Genomic DNA, 15,740 nt, shown 5'->3' with positions numbered 1-15,740 from the left:
TTTAGCTTCCGTACCGTTCTAGATAAAGAATCGTCGCGGCAGTACGCGAAGGCACATTCAATTTTTTCAATAAACTTTTCATATGCACTTTCACCGTCGACTCTGAAATAAACAGGCGATCGGCGATTTGGCGGTTGCGATAACCTTTCGCGACTTCCGACATAATTTGCATTTCACGTTCCGTCAACGCTTCAAAAGGGTTACTCGCTTCATCGCGATTTAAAAGGTAGCGCTCCACCGATTCACTAAAGGCTTTTTCACCTTGCATCGCTTGTTTGAGTAATGTCACCAGTTGATCTGGCTCGGTATCTTTCAGTAAATAGCCATCAGCACCAGCTTTGACCAGTGCTTCAATATCTGCTGCACTATCGGAGACGGTGAGGATCACCACTAAGGCGTCGCATTCATCGGTACGCAGTGCCGTGAGAGTGTCCAAACCCGACATGCCTTTCATATTCAGGTCGAGCAGGATCAAATCAGGCTGTAAGTCATGCGCCAAAGCGATAGCTTCTGCACCGTTACTTGCTTCGGCAACTACCTCAAATTCCGCTTCAAAACTTAGTAATTGATTGATACCACGGCGCATCAGCGGGTGATCATCCACCAATAAAACTCTACAACTCATTTTTATTTTTCTCCTCGCCCTGCTGGTAAGTCAGTACAATTTTGCACCCCTTACCCGGAGCGGATTCCACTTTTAATTCGCCGCGTAAGCGAGCGGTACGTTCTTGCATAATGCTCATACCATAGTGGTTGAGCTTGTGATCTTGTGGGTCAAACCCCACTCCATCATCTTCAATAGTGACTTGAACTGTGTCACCGACTTCTTGGCAATTAACCACAATTCGATTGGCTTGAGCATGCTTGATGGCATTGATGGTCGCTTCTCGGATCAACTGCACGAGATGCACTTGCTGATGAGCATCTAGCGCTATCGAGGAAAGTGCATTGTTCAGTTCAATTTTGGCTTCCGTTTGCCCCGAAAGCTGGCTCAACATACCTTGTAGAGACTGACCAAAACTGCCCTCCGTTAAAGTGAGGCGGAAAGTGGTCAGCAGCTCACGCAGTTGGGTATAAGCGTCCGATAAGCCTTGATCAATCTCGCCAATGATCGCTTCAATGTTATTCATTTCCCCATGCGGATTTGATGTAACCACTGAGCGTTTCAATAAGGTTAGTTGAATCTTTAAGTAGGAAAGGGATTGCGCCAGAGAATCATGCAGTTCTCGCGCAATCGTGGCTCGCTCTTCCATCAAAAGCAGCTGCTCAGCTTGGCGCTGTGCCTGATTGTAATAAATGGCTCGCGATAAAATCAGAGCAAAGTTATCAATTAAAGCGCGATCAGGCTCTGGCGATCCTGCATCCCAATATAAAAAACCAAGATGGCGTCCATCCAACGTCAGTGGGGTGTGAAACATCACCGCTCCGCTTGGTTCACCTTCTTGCAAAATTAATGATTTACCCGCTTCTTCTTCAATTTCTAAGCGTAGTGCGTTAATGCCATCGACTCGGATCCAATGGCGAAGAATGGTTTGAAAATTGCTCGCGGTGATGCGTGATGCCGTCAACTCTTGTGAAGAGTGATACAACACCTGCAACGACTGATTCGCCATTTGTAGTTTGTGCGTTTTTTCGTTGACTGCATGCTCTAACCCGCGGTACAGCTTACCGAGATCCCCCGCCATACTGTTAAAGGTGCGCGTCAGGATGCCCATCTCTGTACTGCTGGTTTCATCCAGCGTCACTTCAAACACCCGATTTTTGATTTTTTCACTGGCTCCTACCATCGCATTGAGCGGGCGAACAACCTCTTCGCGGATGTAGTAAACCACGAACAGGGAAACCGCAAAAATACCCCCTAAGCCAAAACTGCCGACCGCCGCTAAAGCAATCAACTTACGCTCAGAAAAACGCTGCAGCTTAAGAACAAAGTTATCGACTAAACTCACAAAAGGCGCGACATGGTGTAGATATTCTGCTTTATGCTCACTGTTGAGCACTTTTTTTAGCTGATGCCAGCGTTCTATTAATTGGTAATAATCCCGTTGAATATCATCTGGCACTGTCCAATTCAGCAGGGCAAGCATGGAAGGCGAATAGAGCGAGTTTTCAAATAAAAAGATATGGGCAGGATAATCCGGCGATTGGGTTTGGATGTCATAAGCTAAACGGTAGCTTTGCATCCGCATCGAACCAGACACATTCACCGCTTCCGCATCATTGAGAGAGGACGCCAAAGTGACGATCGCCACCCCCGTTGTCAACGCTGACAAAAACAGAATCAACAGCATGGCTTTCGCCATGGTACGAGTTAATGATTTACGAACTGGACTCGACAACGCGGTTTCTCTTTCATTAATGAGCAAGGCTCCACCTCTTTAGGGCTACACACTATCCGAAACGCGCAGGTTAATTTATTGATCCAAAACAATCCACCACCCTATTTACCTCCTAAGAGGTATTTATACTAATATGTCAAAAACTACAATTTGTGTATCGAAATGTGGCAAGTTGTGAACGGTTTTGGAGAGATGAGATGGTCGATTTAAGTAAACGACGCTGGTTTGCCCCCGCTCGTCAGTTAGACCAAAGCCAAGTCCGGCTACCTTGGCTAGCACGCCCACAAACTTTTATCGATGAATGTACCCGTTGTGGTAAGTGCGTAGATGCTTGTGAAACCCACATTATTGAAAAAGGCGATGGCGGTTTTCCACGGGTGAATTTTGCCGTGGATGAGTGCACATTTTGTTATCAATGTGCTCAAAGCTGCCCTGAACCGATTTTCCTACCACAAGACCAAACCCCTTGGAAAGCCGCGGTTGACATCTCCAGCCAATGTTTAGCGAATAACCAAGTTGAGTGTCGTTCTTGCCAAGATGCCTGCCCTGAAGATGCGATTCATTTTGCGCTGCAAATTGGTCGTACTGCGAGCCCGCAGGTGAATGCCCAAAACTGCTCAGGTTGTGGTGCTTGTGTTTCGGTTTGTCCGAGCGATGCCATGACGGTTCACTATAATTAATAACATTGCTGAAACGGCAAGATGATTTGGAGAGCAATATGTCACACCCTGCAGACTCACTACACGAAGTACATATCTCAAGTTTGGTGATTCACACCTTACCGGAGCATTTACTCGCAGTAAAAAAACAAGTGAGCGAACTGCGTGACGTAGAAATTTACGGCGAAGATCCGCAAGGAAAACTCGTCGTGGTGATCGAAACCGATCGACAAGGATTCATCACCGAAACCATTGAATATATAAATAATCTTCCCCAAGTGCTCAACGCTTTTCTGGTATTTCATCAGGTAGAGACCGCAACGGAAGACGAACAATTACACACTGGAAATGCCTTTTCTCAAATCGAGGGTAATGTATGAAAATGACCAGACGCGCGTTTGTGAAAGCAAACGCAGCCGCCTCCGCTGCGGCGGTTGCAGGGATCACCCTCCCCGCTTCTGCCACCAATTTGATCGCTAGCTCCGATCAAACCGCCATTCACTGGGACAAAGCGCCTTGTCGTTTTTGTGGTACAGGTTGCTCTGTACTGGTCGGAACCCAAGACGGTCGCGTTGTGGCGACACAAGGTGACCCTGAAGCACCAGTGAACAAAGGCCTTAACTGTATTAAGGGCTACTTCCTTTCAAAAATCATGTACGGCCAAGATCGTCTAAAAACACCGCTACTGCGCATGAAAGATGGCCAGTACCACAAAGACGGCGATTTCATGCCTGTCTCTTGGGATACCGCTTTTGATGTGATGGCAGAAAAATGGAAAGCGTCATTAAAAGCCAAAGGCCCAACCAGCGTAGGTATGTTCGGTTCTGGTCAGTGGACGGTAATGGAAGGTTACGCCGCAGTAAAACTGATGAAGGCTGGCTTCCGTTCTAACAACATTGACCCGAACGCTCGCCACTGTATGGCTTCAGCGGTGGTCGGCTTCATGCGTACCTTTGGTATTGATGAACCGATGGGCTGTTATGACGATTTTGAACACGCCGATGCTTTCGTGCTTTGGGGTTCAAACATGGCAGAAATGCACCCAGTGCTCTGGACACGCATTACTGATCGTCGCCTAAGCCATCCTCACGTTAAAGTGAATGTGCTTTCGACGTACTACCATCGTTCCTTTGAATTGGCCGATCACGGTTACATTTTCGAACCACAGTCTGACTTAGCGATCGCCAACTTCATCGCCAACTACATCATTGAAAACGATGCAGTAAACTGGGATTTTGTGAACAAGCACACCCACTTCAAACAAGCGGCTACGGATATCGGTTACGGCCTGCGTGATGATCATCCTTTGCAAAAACAAGCGAAGAATGCCAACTCAGGTGATGTCAGCAATATCTCGTTTGAAGAGTACAAAAAATCGGTTGCACCTTACACGGTTGAAAAAGCCTCTGAAATTTCAGGTGTGGCACCGGATAAACTGATCACGCTCGCGAAACAATATGCAGATCCTAACACCAAAGTGATGTCACTTTGGACTATGGGTATGAACCAACATACACGTGGTGTATGGATGCAAAGCTTGGTGTACAACCTGCACCTGCTGACTGGCAAAATCGCAACCCCTGGTAACAGCCCATTCTCACTGACCGGTCAACCTTCGGCGTGTGGTACGGCGCGTGAAGTGGGTACCTTTGCTCACCGTTTGCCTGCCGACATGGTGGTTACCGATCCAAAACACCGTGCGATTACAGAAAAAGTGTGGAAACTGCCTGAAGGCACTATCCCACCGAAACCGGGCTTCCACGCGGTACAACAAGACCGCATGCTGAAAGATGGTGTACTGAACTGTTACTGGGTGCAATGTAATAACAACATGCAAGCGGGTCCAAACATCAATACTGAACGTTTACCGGGCTACCGTAACCCTGAAAACTTTATCGTGGTGTCTGACGCTTACCCAACCGTTACTGCACAAGCCGCGGATCTGATTCTGCCAACGGCAATGTGGGTAGAAAAAGAAGGCGCTTACGGTAACGCCGAACGCCGTACCCAAGTGTGGTACCAACAAGTAGAAACTGTCGGTGAATCTCACTCCGACTCATGGCAAGTCATTGAATTCTCAAAACGCTTCAAAGTTGAAGAAGTGTGGCCAGAGGAACTATTGGCAAAAGCTCCGCAATACCGTGGCAAAACCCTGTATGACGTGCTGTTCAAAAACGGTCAAGTTGACAAGTACCCAGTGAGCGAAGCGCGTGAGCTGAACGATGATGCCCACCACTTTGGTTTCTACATTCAAAAAGGTCTGTTTGAAGAGTATGCCGAGTTCGGTCGCGGCCATGGTCACGATTTAGCACCTTATGATGTTTACCACCAAGTGCGTGGCCTGCGTTGGCCTGTGGTTGATGGTAAAGAGACCAAATGGCGCTTTAAAGAAGGCTCTGACCCTTATGCGAAAGCAGGTTCAGGCTGGGATTTCTACGGTAAACCAGATGGTAAAGCGTGGATCATCTCTTCTCCTTACGAAGCACCACCAGAAGTACCGAATGAAGAGTACGATCTGTGGCTCTGTACTGGTCGTGTTCTTGAGCACTGGCATACCGGCACCATGACGCGTCGTGTACCTGAGCTTTACAAAGCGGTACCAGATGCGCTGTGCTTTATGCACCATGAAGATGCACAAGCACGCGGTTTACGCCGCGGCGATGAAGTGCTGATTTCGAATGCTCGTGGTGAAGTTCGCGTACGCGTTGAAACCCGTGGCCGTAACAAGCCGCCTAAAGGCTTGGTGTTCGTGCCTTTCTTTGATGCACGCATTCTGATCAACAAGTTGATCTTGGATGCGACTGACCCACTCTCGAAGCAAACTGACTTCAAGAAGTGTCCAGTGAAGATCACTAAAGTCGCGTAACCCTGATTGCACTGGGCTGGTCAGCCAGCCCAGACTAAGTATTAAGCCGCAAGGCGGAGAATTTACGATGAAAAAACAACTCATTGCCTTTCTTTCAGTGTTTACTGTGCTGGCAGGTATCGCTCATGCTGAGCTGAACAATCCAGGCGGTATCGGTGGTTTAGAATCACTGCGTGGGGCGAGTGAAATTGAAGCAACTCGCGCTGCAGACCCAATGAAGAAATACCCACGTGAGCAAGCGTTGGACAGTGACTTTGTCTATCAGCCACCACTGATCCCACACAACATTCGCAACTATGAAGTATCACTGAACGCGAACAAGTGCCTTTCTTGTCACAGTTGGAAAAATGCCAAAGAGATGGGCGCAACCAAAATCAGCGTGACTCACTTTGTGAACCGTGAAGATGCGGTACTGTCGGATGTTTCTCCACGCCGTTATTTCTGTTTGCAGTGCCATGTTCCTCAAGCGGATGCAAAACCGTTGGTTGAGAACGATTTCGAACGCGTTGATTCACTGCGTTAAGCGTAAAGAGGCCATTTATGAAATTTTTAAAAGCGTTTTGGCTTCGTTTGTCCCGTCCAAGTAAAGCCGCCGTGGGTGTGGTTTTACTGATGGGCTTCGTGGGCGGCTTGCTGTTTTGGGGCGCGTTCAACACGGGGATGGAAGCAACCAACAGCGAAGAATTCTGTTCAGGTTGTCACGCACCGATCGTCGCAGAAATCCAAGAAACGATTCACTATTCGAACCGTTCTGGCGTTCGCGCAATTTGTTCTGACTGCCATGTACCCCACGAATGGACAGATAAAATTGTACGTAAAGTCCAAGCATCGAAAGAACTGGTCGCGCACTTTATCGGCACTATCGATACTCAAGAGAAGTTCCAAGCCCGCCGCGCACATTTGGCGGAACGTGAATGGGCTCGGTTGAAAAAGAACGATTCATTGGAATGTCGAAACTGTCACCAGTTCAACTACATGGATTTTTCAGAGCAAAGTAGCCGCGCGGTGCAACAGCACTCTACGGCCTTGGCCTCTGGTGAAAAAACCTGTGTTGACTGCCATAAAGGTATCGCACATAACCTACCCGACATGCACGGTGTTGAAGGCTGGCAATAAGGAGAGCCACAATGAGTACTCTTGAATCGATTTTTTGGCACGTGCTAGGCTACAGCGCTATGCCTGTGATCATTCTGGCCGGCTTCCTTGGCGTTGCCGTTGTCTCACTTGGCTTGCTAGCCATGACCAAAGACAAGTAAAACAGATAAGCAAAAAAATAAATCCGGTGCAAAGCACCGGATTTTTATTTTCCATCCACTTAACCTTAGCTGGCATTCATCTGCCGGCCAGAATGCTCGGTCACCCATTCATTGACACTGTCTTGGATAGACAGCGTGTAAAACTCTTCCGCGTTATGCACAATAACCTCGAACACTTTGCTATCGAGGCGTCCACAGCTCACTTCATGGGACAGAATATTCATCACCTCTTTGAGCGACATTCTTCCTCGATAAGGCCGCGCTTGTGTTAACGCTTGAAATACGTCCGCTACCGCAATGATCCGTGAAGGCAGATCGATGTCTAACCCTTGTAACCCTCTTGGATAACCTGAACCATCCAACCGCTCGTGATGATTGCCTGCCCATTCACAAATTATGGAGTTACCAAACATCATCTGTAAGGTGTAGCGAGAATCGGTAGAGTGACGCTGAATGCACAAGTACTCGCTCTCATTGAGTTTTCCGGGTTTATGTAAAATATCTTCTGGCGTATGCAGCTTACCGATGTCGTGGACTAAGCCTGTCAGATATAAAGCCTTTTGCATCTCAGGATCCAACCCTAGCTCTTTGGCTAACCGCTGGCAAATCTCCGCTACTTTTTGTGAATGATAAAAAGTAAATTGGCTTTTAGCATCGACAATATTCGCCATCAACATCGCAATCGACATCACATCATCAACCCCTAACTTTTGCTCAAAGAAAGGAATGGACGGCAGGTTTTGTCCAATCGATTCAACATACTGATATTCCATGGAAAACCAAATAAACTCTTTTTCCAATAAGTTCTGCATTTCTCGAACTAGGTCACGCTCAAACAAGGTTCCACTTAAACGCCCAATCTCTAAGCAAACTTGGTTACGCGCTTCTTGGGTTACGTTGCCAAATTGATCTTTGGGGTACAGTTCTTTGAGGTAATCAATCCGGTCTGATAAAAAAATCAACGCAGCAAAACGTTTATCTCGATCTGCAATATCAATATTTTTCAAATCTTTCCAAGGCGTATGGTGATACAAGATCGCATCAGCAAACAGGGATAAGGGAGGACAGTGCGAAAGCAGCTCATAACCTCTCACACAGTGTTGACGAACATTGTCTGGCTGCATGTTTTCAAGCAAATTATAGAAATCACGCTTCTGGGCTACGCCACAGTCATGAATCAAACCTAAAGAGAACACTAACTGGCACTCTTCTTCACTCCATTCCATCGCTTTGGCGCAGGAATACGCCATATATCCAACACGATGACCATGATTAATATCATCAATGCCCACCGAATCTAACGCTCGCGCGATGCAGAAGAATGTTTGTCTTAAATCGACATGCCACTGGATTTTTACTGATTTCATTATATGCATCTCGTGCCTAACCACTCGATTGAACAATCACCATATAATAAAAATATAGTAGACCACCACGAGCTTGCTAAACGAAAGTTTATTTTGGTGCAACACACCCGCTCGGAAGCGGCATTGTTAAAAAATCACAACGCTAAATACGCAACCAAAACCACTCAACTAATTGTTATAAAAGCCATTTTATAAACATATTGCGATTGATTAGACCATCAATCGCTCTTCGTGCGACATGTCTCAGCCATCCCTCCGTAAAAACATTACACTTTTGTGAATTTGATTCTGCAAAGTGATACGTACCATGATTACCATCGCGCTGATTGATGACCATACTATTGTTCGTTCGGGCTTCGCCCAATTACTCAATCTTGAGCAAGATATCGCGGTGCAAGGTGAGTACGAAAACGCAAAAGAGGCCTTTCATGCCCTCACCCACCATGAAGTTGATGTCGCCATCATCGATATTTCGATGCCCGATGAAAATGGTCTGAGTCTGCTTGAGCGCCTGCGCCAACATAATCCGCGTTTTAAAGCGATCATCCTTAGCATTTATGATTCCGCTTCGTTTGTGAAAAAAGCGTTGGATGCTGGTGCGCAAGGTTACCTTTCAAAACGTTGTGGCCCAAGCGAGCTGGTGAGTGCGATTCGTACCGTTGCCTCTGGCAGGCGCTATTTGTGCGCCGATGCCTTGGTCAATTTGAGTAATCCCGATATCAATAATGTGCTTGCCGACCTCACCAAGCGTGAAGTTGAAGTGTTTGATTTATTGGTACAAGGCAAAGAGGTGAAAGAGATCGCGCAAACGCTGTTTCTCAGCCATAAAACCGTTCACGTTCACCGAGCCAACATTTTGAGCAAATTAAACCTAACCAATAACGTGGATGTGATCCGCTTTGCTTTGCAGCACCATCTGCTCGTGGAAGGTTAAGCATGGCCAAGCTGTTTCCACTGATTTTTGCTTTTGTGCTCTACAGTATTAGTCAATTTAGTCTGTGGAATGTCAGCCAATATTTGAGCCACAATCCGCTCCAAGCCTACTTACTTTTCCCCACAGGTGTACGTTTGGCGGTCTATTTGTTAGCTCGCCAAACACAGACTTGGGTTTGGTTACTCAGTGACATGCTCTTAGCGGGCGCGATCTTAGTGTTACTTCCAGAACAGTCCAACGCCTTGATGTTATTAATGCCTTGGGTCGTTTGGTTTGCCACCTCCCTCGCACGCCAACACTGGCAAAAACTAAACTTATATTGGCAAAAACTGCTGCTGATCGTTGCACTGGTGCTGCTGCACACCATTTTGGTTGGCCTGACTTTTACCTTACTCGCGAAACCACTACACATGGGGGCTGATACGTTAATTGCCGTGAGTATTGCTGCGCTCACGGGAGGCATTGTGCTGACCCCATTTTTGTATCTGGTGGCCGACTATCTTAGTCACCAAACTTGGCATCCGCTCTCTCCGCAACTGATCCACCACGATGTGAAACTTAAGCCGAAAATGCTGGTATGGAGTTTACTGTTTTTCAGCTTAGGACTGCTGGCGGAGCTGACGTTACTTGAGCAGATGAAGCCGTTTGCCCTTTTGATCATCTTACTGCCGACGATTTTTCTTGCCTATCGCTATGGCTGGCAAGGCGGCGTGTTGGCGAGCAGTTTAAACTGCATTCTGCTAGCGACGGCACGCCAGTTCAGTGGCTCCTTTTCTTCGGATCAAGAGTTGCTGATCTTTATGTCAAGCCAAGCGTTTGTGGGGCTTGGATTGGGCATCGCCATCAGCCGCCAACATCAGCTCGCTTTATTGCTGCAAAAAATGAACACCCGCCTAGCCAAAGAGCTGCGTGAAAAGCAAGACCTCGCGCGCCAGCTCGTTTCTGTTGAAGAGCAAATTCGCAAATCGGTGGCTCGCGAACTGCACGATGAGATCGGCCAAAACATTACCGCGATTCAAATTCAATCCATGCTTGCAGAACGTTTAGCCAGTAATCATCAAGCCAAACAGGCGGCCTCTAGCGTGCAGTCGCTCGCTATGCGGATTCATCAATCCACACGTCAGCTCTTAAAGCAACTACGCCCGCATATTTTGGATGAACTCGGGTTAGAACATGCCATTCGTCAACTGGTGCAAGAAATGCGTTTTGCCGAACAAGGTATTACGGTGCGCCTCAATATGGGAGTCAATCCGCAAAAGCTGGACGATACGACTCGGGTGACTCTATATCGGATTGTGCAGGAGTTGCTGAACAACATTTCCAAGCATGCCAAAGCCACCCGCGTACACATCAGCCTATTTCCGGGAAGTGAAATGATTCTGGAAGTCAAAGATGACGGCATTGGTTTGCCCACCGACTGGCGGGTGCGTGGACAAGGCTTAAAAGGATTGAGTGAGCGTGTATCCGCACTCGGTGGTCAATTAAAGATGACGACATCCACTTTCCAAACTGGCACGCGAATAATTGTTAACTTACCCACAAAACGCTCAATAACCAGCGAAAAACTAGGAAATATTCCTAGATGAATACAACTCCTTCCCATGTTTTTCCCACCTCGCTTGATTAGGATGAAACTCAATAAGGACAAGCAATATGAAGATTGTACCTATGGTGCAACCCATTCAGGCAATGGAAATCGATCAGGCTTATCGCCACTGGCGCATTCATTTAATGATTTCCATGTATGTCGGTTATGGCGTGTTCTATCTCACTCGTAAAAGCTTCAATTTTGCGATGCCGCAAATGCTCAGTGAGTTAGGACTCGATTATTCCGATTTGGGTTTTCTCGGTACGCTGTTCTACCTCACTTACGGGGTGTCTAAATTTGTTTCAGGTTTGATGATCGACCGCTCCCGCTCACGCTATTTCATGGGATTGGGGCTGATAGCAACCGGCATCATCAACCTCGCTTTTGGTTTTAGCTCGTCCTTGTTGGCTTTTACTTTGTTATGGACGGCGAATGCCTTTTTTCAAGGCTGGGGCTGGCCTGCGTGTGCCAAGGTGCTAACGCACTGGTATTCGCGTAGTGAACGGGGCTTTTGGTGGTCAATTTGGAACACTTGCCACAACTTAAGTGGCGCATTGATCCCCATCGTGATTGGCTTTATCAGCTTAACTTTTGGCTGGCGTTATGGGTTCTTGTTTGCCGGTGGGATTGCGATTTTAGTTGGGCTTTGGCTCTGCTATCGCATCCAAGAAAAACCGACTGAAATGGGGTTGCCTTCGGTCGGTGAATGGCGCGGTGATGCACTTGAACAGGAACACGAAAAAGAAGGCCAAGGCCTCGCCTTCCGCGTTGCGGTTTATCGCTATGTACTGACAAATCGCTACATTTGGCTGTTGTGTGGATCTTACTTGCTGGTGTACGTGGTCAGAATTGGCATTAACGACTGGGGAGCGCTCTATCTGGTTGAGCGGCATGCGTACAACATTCTCAGTGCCAATAGCGCAGTAGCCATGTTTGAAGTGGGCGGTTTTTTGGGTTCATTGCTTGGCGGTTGGGGTTCCGACTATTACTTTCGCGGCAACCGAGCCCCGATGAATTTGATTTTTGCGTTAGGCATTTTTGCCTCTGTAGCCGCTTTATGGCTAACCCCGATCGATCATTTATGGTTTTTAGCTGGCTGCTTCTTTTGTATCGGTTTTTTTGTCTTCGGCCCGCAAATGATGATTGGTATGGCCGCCGCAGAATGTGCAAGGAAAGATTTGGCAGGCACCGCGACTGGATTTGTTGGCTTATTTAGCTATCTCGGTGCAGCGTTAGCCAGCTACCCCATGTCACTCGCTATTGAAGCATGGGGTTGGGAAGGCTTCTTCTGCCTCATTACTGCGGCAGCAGCCGTGATCAGTTTACAGCTGCTGCCCTTTATAAAAGCTCAGCAAACCGGTGACGGAAGATGAGTGATAAATACAACCAATCTTTACCATCCAATAACGTAACTGTGCTCCACTTTATGACCTGACGCAGTACCGACCTGATAAGGACACAAGGGAGCATCAACCAGAGGGAAAACCCAATGATTGTTAATGCAAAACGCACGCTGCTGGCACTGAGTGTTCTTGGTTCGATGATGACCGCGCCACTGGTTCATGCTGAAGGCCGTTTGGTGGTTTACTGCAGTGCCACCAATGCGATGTGTGAAGCCGGAACCAAAGCGTTCGCGGAAAAATACAATGTGAATACCTCCTTTGTGCGCAATGGCTCAGGCAGTACACTTGCAAAAATTGATGCAGAAAAAAACAACCCACGCGCGGATGTTTGGTACGGCGGCACGCTTGACCCACAATCACAAGCGGGTGAAATGGATTTACTCCAAGCTTACCAATCCCCAGAACTGGCCAACATCATGGAAGGTTTCCGTGATCCGGCTAAACGCAAAGGCAACTATTCTTCTGCGGTTTACATGGGCATTTTAGGCTTTGGGGTAAACACCGAACGCTTGGCACAAAAAGACATTCCAATCCCGCGTTGCTGGGCGGATTTGACTAAGCCAGAATACAAAGGCGAAATTCAAATCTCCGACCCACAAAGCTCTGGCACGGCGTATACCGCTCTTGCGACCTTCATCCAGCTCTGGGATGAACCCACCGCATTTGAGTATTTCAAAAAGCTCGATAAAAACGTCTCTCAATACACTAAATCAGGGGTAACGCCATCACGCAACTCGGCGCGCGGTGAAGTAGCGATTGGTATTGGATTCCTGCACGACTACTCGCTGGAGCAAGCTAAAGGCGCACCGCTGGAACTCATTTCTCCTTGTGAAGGCACTGGGTACGAAATTGGGGGCGTCAGCATTATCAAAGGTGCACGTAACCTCGATAACGCCAAACTGTTTGTTGACTGGGTATTGTCGAAAGAAGGCCAAGAAGTGGCATGGAAACAAGGTGAGTCCTACCAAATCTTGACCAATACCCAAGCGGAACAATCACCCAATGCGCTTGACCCGAAAGCACTCAAACTGATCAATTACGATATGGAAACCTATGGTTCATCCGATGAGCGTAAACGTTTGATCACCAAATGGGTTAACGAAATCAAAATGGGTAACTAACCCGACATCGTAGTCGCGCCGCCACTCAGTGGCGGTATTTCTCTCATGACACTTGGCCTGCTCACTGCTTGCGGGCAGGTTAAGTGCGACTCAATATTAAGGTTTGACCATGCATGAGCCTTCTCAAACGCTAAACCTAACACTCCACCAACCCGTCAAAACCGATCCGGTTTTTTACTGGCTGGCGGCGGTGCTGTTTAGCTTTATTCTTCTGCCATCCTTTGCTCTGGATTATGGGCTGTTTGAATCGACTCCAGATGAATTCTACGCGGCGATGGGTTGGAGTGAGCCAAACATTTCTTGGTTCTGGTTTAGCTTGCCTTTATTGCTCGTATTTCGACCTCGGCAAGCTCAGGGACGTCAATCCACAAACCGCCACTATCTCGATATTGCCTACTCTGGCTTCTGTATGCTGGCTATTTTGCTCAGCGCATGGCTAAACGGTAAAGGGTTGGGCTATTCCAGCATCATTCTGTTCACTGCTCTTGGCGCGATCATGACGCTCGCCTTCGCCCGCTTGGAATACCTCGGTGGCGACCACTTTGTCATTGGCTCGCTGATCAGCATTATTCTGCTGATTGTGATTTTTATTGTTTATCCGAGCATCGCCATTTTCCTGCCGATGTTTAAAGATGACATGGGCAATTGGACGGCATGGCAGTTCATGACGATCCTTTCCCAGTCTCATACCCTCACCGTCATTTACAACTCGATTGCACTCGGTATTGCGGTAGGTGTTGGCGCAACCTTTTTCGGGCTGATTTTTGCCATTTACACTACACGTATTGCTAAGCGCTCCGCCTTTATCGCGCGCGTGTTTTCTATTTTACCGATCGTGACACCGCCCTTTATTGTCGGGTTGGGTGTGACTTTAATGCTGGGTCGTTCGGGTTATATCACTGAGTTGATGGTCGATGGGTTTGGTTTACAGAAAACCAACTGGTTGTATGGTTTCACGGGCATTTGGCTCGCACAGGTGTTGGCGTTTGCGCCGATGTCATTCATGATTTTGGATGGTGCGCTCAAGTCACTGCATCCTTCGTTGGAAGAGGCTTCTTATACGCTCAAAGCCAACCGTTATCAAACCTTCTTTGGCATCATCATGCCGCTGCTTAAACCCGCATTAGCCAACTCGTTTTTGATCATTTTCGTGCAATCATTGGCAGACTTCAGTAACCCCTTAGTACTAGGCGGCAGCTTTGATGTGCTCGCAACGCAAATCTATTTCTATATTGCAGGGGCGCAGCTGGATTACGCTTCAGCCAGTACGCTCGGCTCGGTTCTGTTGCTGTTCTCACTCGCGATTTTTGTGGTGCAGTATTTGTGGATTGGCCAGCGCTCCTACGTCACCATTTCCGGCAAAGCCTACCGTGGCGATGTGCAAGAGATGCCAGCCTCGCTGAAATTGGGCGTCACTGTGACTTTGTATGCGTGGATGATCTTTAACGTTCTGCTCTACGGCAGCATCTTCTTCGGCAGCTTTACCGTGAACTGGGGGGTCGATTACACCCTGACCTTCAAAAACTACCTTAACCTGTTTGGCAATGGCATGTCTGATGGTGCTTGGCCGTCACTGATCACCACCATGATTTATGCGGGTGTGGCGGCTCCGATTACTGCCCTGTTCGGTTTATTGATTGCTTATGTGGTAGTAAGACAGCAGTTCTACGGCAAAAAAGTGATCGAGTTTTCAACCATGCTCTGCTTTGCCGTACCCGGTACAGTGGCAGGCGTTTCCTACATCTTAGCGTTTAACGATGCGCCGATTTATTTAACTGGTACCGCCGCAATTGTGGTTATCTCAATGGTGATGCGTAACGTGCCCGTGGGGATCCGCTCTGGTATTGCAGGGCTTGGACAGCTCGATAAATCATTGGATGAAGCTTCACTGAGCTTACGTGCCAGCTCATTACAAACCATTCGCTACATCATTTTGCCACTGCTGCGCCCCGCGATTCTTTCTACGCTGGTGTACAGCTTTGTACGGGCGATGACTACAGTCAGTGCGATCATCTTTCTGGTTACCCCAGAAACCCGCGTTGCAACGTCCTACATTCTGAACCGAGTCGAAGATGGTGAGTACGGCATCGCTATCGCCTACGGTTCCGTGCTGATTGTCGTGATGTTAGCCATCATTTTGTTGTTCGATTTACTGGTCGGTGAAGCTCGCGTTTCTCGTTCCAAAGCCACTAATCAAGATTCTTAGG

Annotated in this window: 14 protein-coding genes; 11 read left to right on the top strand and 3 right to left on the bottom strand. The window is 47.8% G+C overall.

Going from position 1 to position 15,740, the window contains the following annotated elements; translation table 11 throughout:
* Window position 1: 1 nt before the first annotated feature.
* Window positions 2-625, bottom strand: a complete 624-nt coding sequence (locus MKA69_RS15600; RefSeq protein ID WP_055029510.1) for a response regulator — start codon at window positions 623-625, stop codon at window positions 2-4.
* Window positions 615-2,303, bottom strand: coding sequence for a nitrate/nitrite two-component system sensor histidine kinase NarQ (gene narQ, locus MKA69_RS15595; RefSeq protein ID WP_055031949.1), 1,689 nt, complete (start codon window positions 2,301-2,303; stop codon window positions 615-617). Before narQ ends, MKA69_RS15600 begins: the two co-directional genes overlap by 11 nt.
* A gap of 233 nt (window positions 2,304-2,536) precedes the next feature.
* On the opposite strand from narQ, the gene napF reads away from it, so the two are divergent.
* The 6 genes from napF (at window position 2,537) to MKA69_RS15565 (ending at window position 7,120) form a co-directional block, all read left to right on the top strand.
* Entirely contained in the window at window positions 2,537-3,019 is a 483-nt protein-coding gene (napF, locus tag MKA69_RS15590) for a ferredoxin-type protein NapF (RefSeq protein WP_055029509.1), read from the top strand.
* A 38-nt stretch (window positions 3,020-3,057) separates the two neighbouring features.
* Window positions 3,058-3,378 (top strand): chaperone NapD, encoded by a 321-nt coding sequence (locus MKA69_RS15585; protein ID WP_000019208.1) that lies wholly within the window; start codon window positions 3,058-3,060, stop codon window positions 3,376-3,378.
* Window positions 3,375-5,864: a periplasmic nitrate reductase subunit alpha gene (napA, locus tag MKA69_RS15580; RefSeq protein ID WP_000784563.1), complete on the top strand. Its 2,490-nt coding sequence runs from the start codon at window positions 3,375-3,377 to the stop codon at window positions 5,862-5,864. Before MKA69_RS15585 ends, napA begins: the two co-directional genes overlap by 4 nt.
* 67 nt (window positions 5,865-5,931) lie before the next feature.
* Window positions 5,932-6,387 carry a nitrate reductase cytochrome c-type subunit gene (locus MKA69_RS15575; RefSeq protein WP_002045214.1) on the top strand — a complete coding sequence of 152 codons (456 nt, stop codon included), beginning with the start codon at window positions 5,932-5,934 and terminating at the stop codon, window positions 6,385-6,387.
* A 17-nt stretch (window positions 6,388-6,404) separates the two neighbouring features.
* Complete coding sequence (locus MKA69_RS15570; RefSeq protein ID WP_000670282.1) at window positions 6,405-6,980, top strand: NapC/NirT family cytochrome c; 576 nt, start codon at window positions 6,405-6,407, stop codon at window positions 6,978-6,980.
* 11 nt (window positions 6,981-6,991) lie between these two features.
* Entirely contained in the window at window positions 6,992-7,120 is a 129-nt protein-coding gene (locus tag MKA69_RS15565) for a TIGR02808 family protein (protein ID WP_000105480.1), read from the top strand.
* Between the two features lie 65 nt (window positions 7,121-7,185).
* Here MKA69_RS15565 and MKA69_RS15560 read toward each other — a convergent pair whose 3' ends face one another.
* Window positions 7,186-8,487 (bottom strand): HD-GYP domain-containing protein, encoded by a 1,302-nt coding sequence (locus tag MKA69_RS15560; RefSeq protein WP_305848439.1) that lies wholly within the window; start codon window positions 8,485-8,487, stop codon window positions 7,186-7,188.
* 307 nt (window positions 8,488-8,794) lie between these two features.
* Between MKA69_RS15560 and MKA69_RS15555 the strand changes: the two genes are divergently transcribed.
* The 5 genes from MKA69_RS15555 to MKA69_RS15535 all read left to right on the top strand — a co-directional run bounded on the left by MKA69_RS15555 (window position 8,795) and on the right by MKA69_RS15535 (window position 15,739).
* The gene (locus tag MKA69_RS15555; protein ID WP_095475841.1) at window positions 8,795-9,421 is read left to right on the top strand and encodes a response regulator transcription factor; all 627 of its coding nucleotides are present in this window, start codon (window positions 8,795-8,797) and stop codon (window positions 9,419-9,421) included.
* Window positions 9,422-9,423: 2 nt separating this feature from the next.
* Window positions 9,424-11,007 (top strand): signal transduction histidine-protein kinase/phosphatase UhpB, encoded by a 1,584-nt coding sequence (gene uhpB / locus MKA69_RS15550; RefSeq protein ID WP_095456703.1) that lies wholly within the window; start codon window positions 9,424-9,426, stop codon window positions 11,005-11,007.
* 67 nt (window positions 11,008-11,074) lie between these two features.
* Window positions 11,075-12,382, top strand: a complete 1,308-nt coding sequence (gene uhpC / locus MKA69_RS15545) for an MFS transporter family glucose-6-phosphate receptor UhpC (protein ID WP_305848438.1) — start codon at window positions 11,075-11,077, stop codon at window positions 12,380-12,382.
* 116 nt (window positions 12,383-12,498) lie between these two features.
* Entirely contained in the window at window positions 12,499-13,533 is a 1,035-nt protein-coding gene (locus tag MKA69_RS15540) for an ABC transporter substrate-binding protein (RefSeq protein WP_305848437.1), read from the top strand.
* Between the two features lie 109 nt (window positions 13,534-13,642).
* Complete coding sequence (locus MKA69_RS15535) at window positions 13,643-15,739, top strand: iron ABC transporter permease (RefSeq protein ID WP_055044579.1); 2,097 nt, start codon at window positions 13,643-13,645, stop codon at window positions 15,737-15,739.
* Window position 15,740 lies beyond the last annotated feature (1 nt).

This window comes from Vibrio sp. AH4 (assembly GCF_030710545.1).
Taxonomy (GTDB): domain Bacteria; phylum Pseudomonadota; class Gammaproteobacteria; order Enterobacterales; family Vibrionaceae; genus Vibrio; species Vibrio metoecus.
Note: the sequence above shows the minus strand (reverse complement) of the source record. Positions and strands in the feature narration are given on the sequence as shown.

Coding starts and splice junctions, on each gene's coding strand:
- MKA69_RS15600 (WP_055029510.1), bottom strand. CDS start 625: ATGAGTTGTAGAGTTTTATTGGTGGATGATCACCCGCTGATGCGCCGT.
- narQ (WP_055031949.1), bottom strand. CDS start 2,303: ATGGCGAAAGCCATGCTGTTGATTCTGTTTTTGTCAGCGTTGACAACG.
- napF (WP_055029509.1), top strand. CDS start 2,537: ATGGTCGATTTAAGTAAACGACGCTGGTTTGCCCCCGCTCGTCAGTTA.
- MKA69_RS15585 (WP_000019208.1), top strand. CDS start 3,058: ATGTCACACCCTGCAGACTCACTACACGAAGTACATATCTCAAGTTTG.
- napA (WP_000784563.1), top strand. CDS start 3,375: ATGAAAATGACCAGACGCGCGTTTGTGAAAGCAAACGCAGCCGCCTCC.
- MKA69_RS15575 (WP_002045214.1), top strand. CDS start 5,932: ATGAAAAAACAACTCATTGCCTTTCTTTCAGTGTTTACTGTGCTGGCA.
- MKA69_RS15570 (WP_000670282.1), top strand. CDS start 6,405: ATGAAATTTTTAAAAGCGTTTTGGCTTCGTTTGTCCCGTCCAAGTAAA.
- MKA69_RS15565 (WP_000105480.1), top strand. CDS start 6,992: ATGAGTACTCTTGAATCGATTTTTTGGCACGTGCTAGGCTACAGCGCT.
- MKA69_RS15560 (WP_305848439.1), bottom strand. CDS start 8,487: ATGAAATCAGTAAAAATCCAGTGGCATGTCGATTTAAGACAAACATTC.
- MKA69_RS15555 (WP_095475841.1), top strand. CDS start 8,795: ATGATTACCATCGCGCTGATTGATGACCATACTATTGTTCGTTCGGGC.
- uhpB (WP_095456703.1), top strand. CDS start 9,424: ATGGCCAAGCTGTTTCCACTGATTTTTGCTTTTGTGCTCTACAGTATT.
- uhpC (WP_305848438.1), top strand. CDS start 11,075: ATGAAGATTGTACCTATGGTGCAACCCATTCAGGCAATGGAAATCGAT.
- MKA69_RS15540 (WP_305848437.1), top strand. CDS start 12,499: ATGATTGTTAATGCAAAACGCACGCTGCTGGCACTGAGTGTTCTTGGT.
- MKA69_RS15535 (WP_055044579.1), top strand. CDS start 13,643: ATGCATGAGCCTTCTCAAACGCTAAACCTAACACTCCACCAACCCGTC.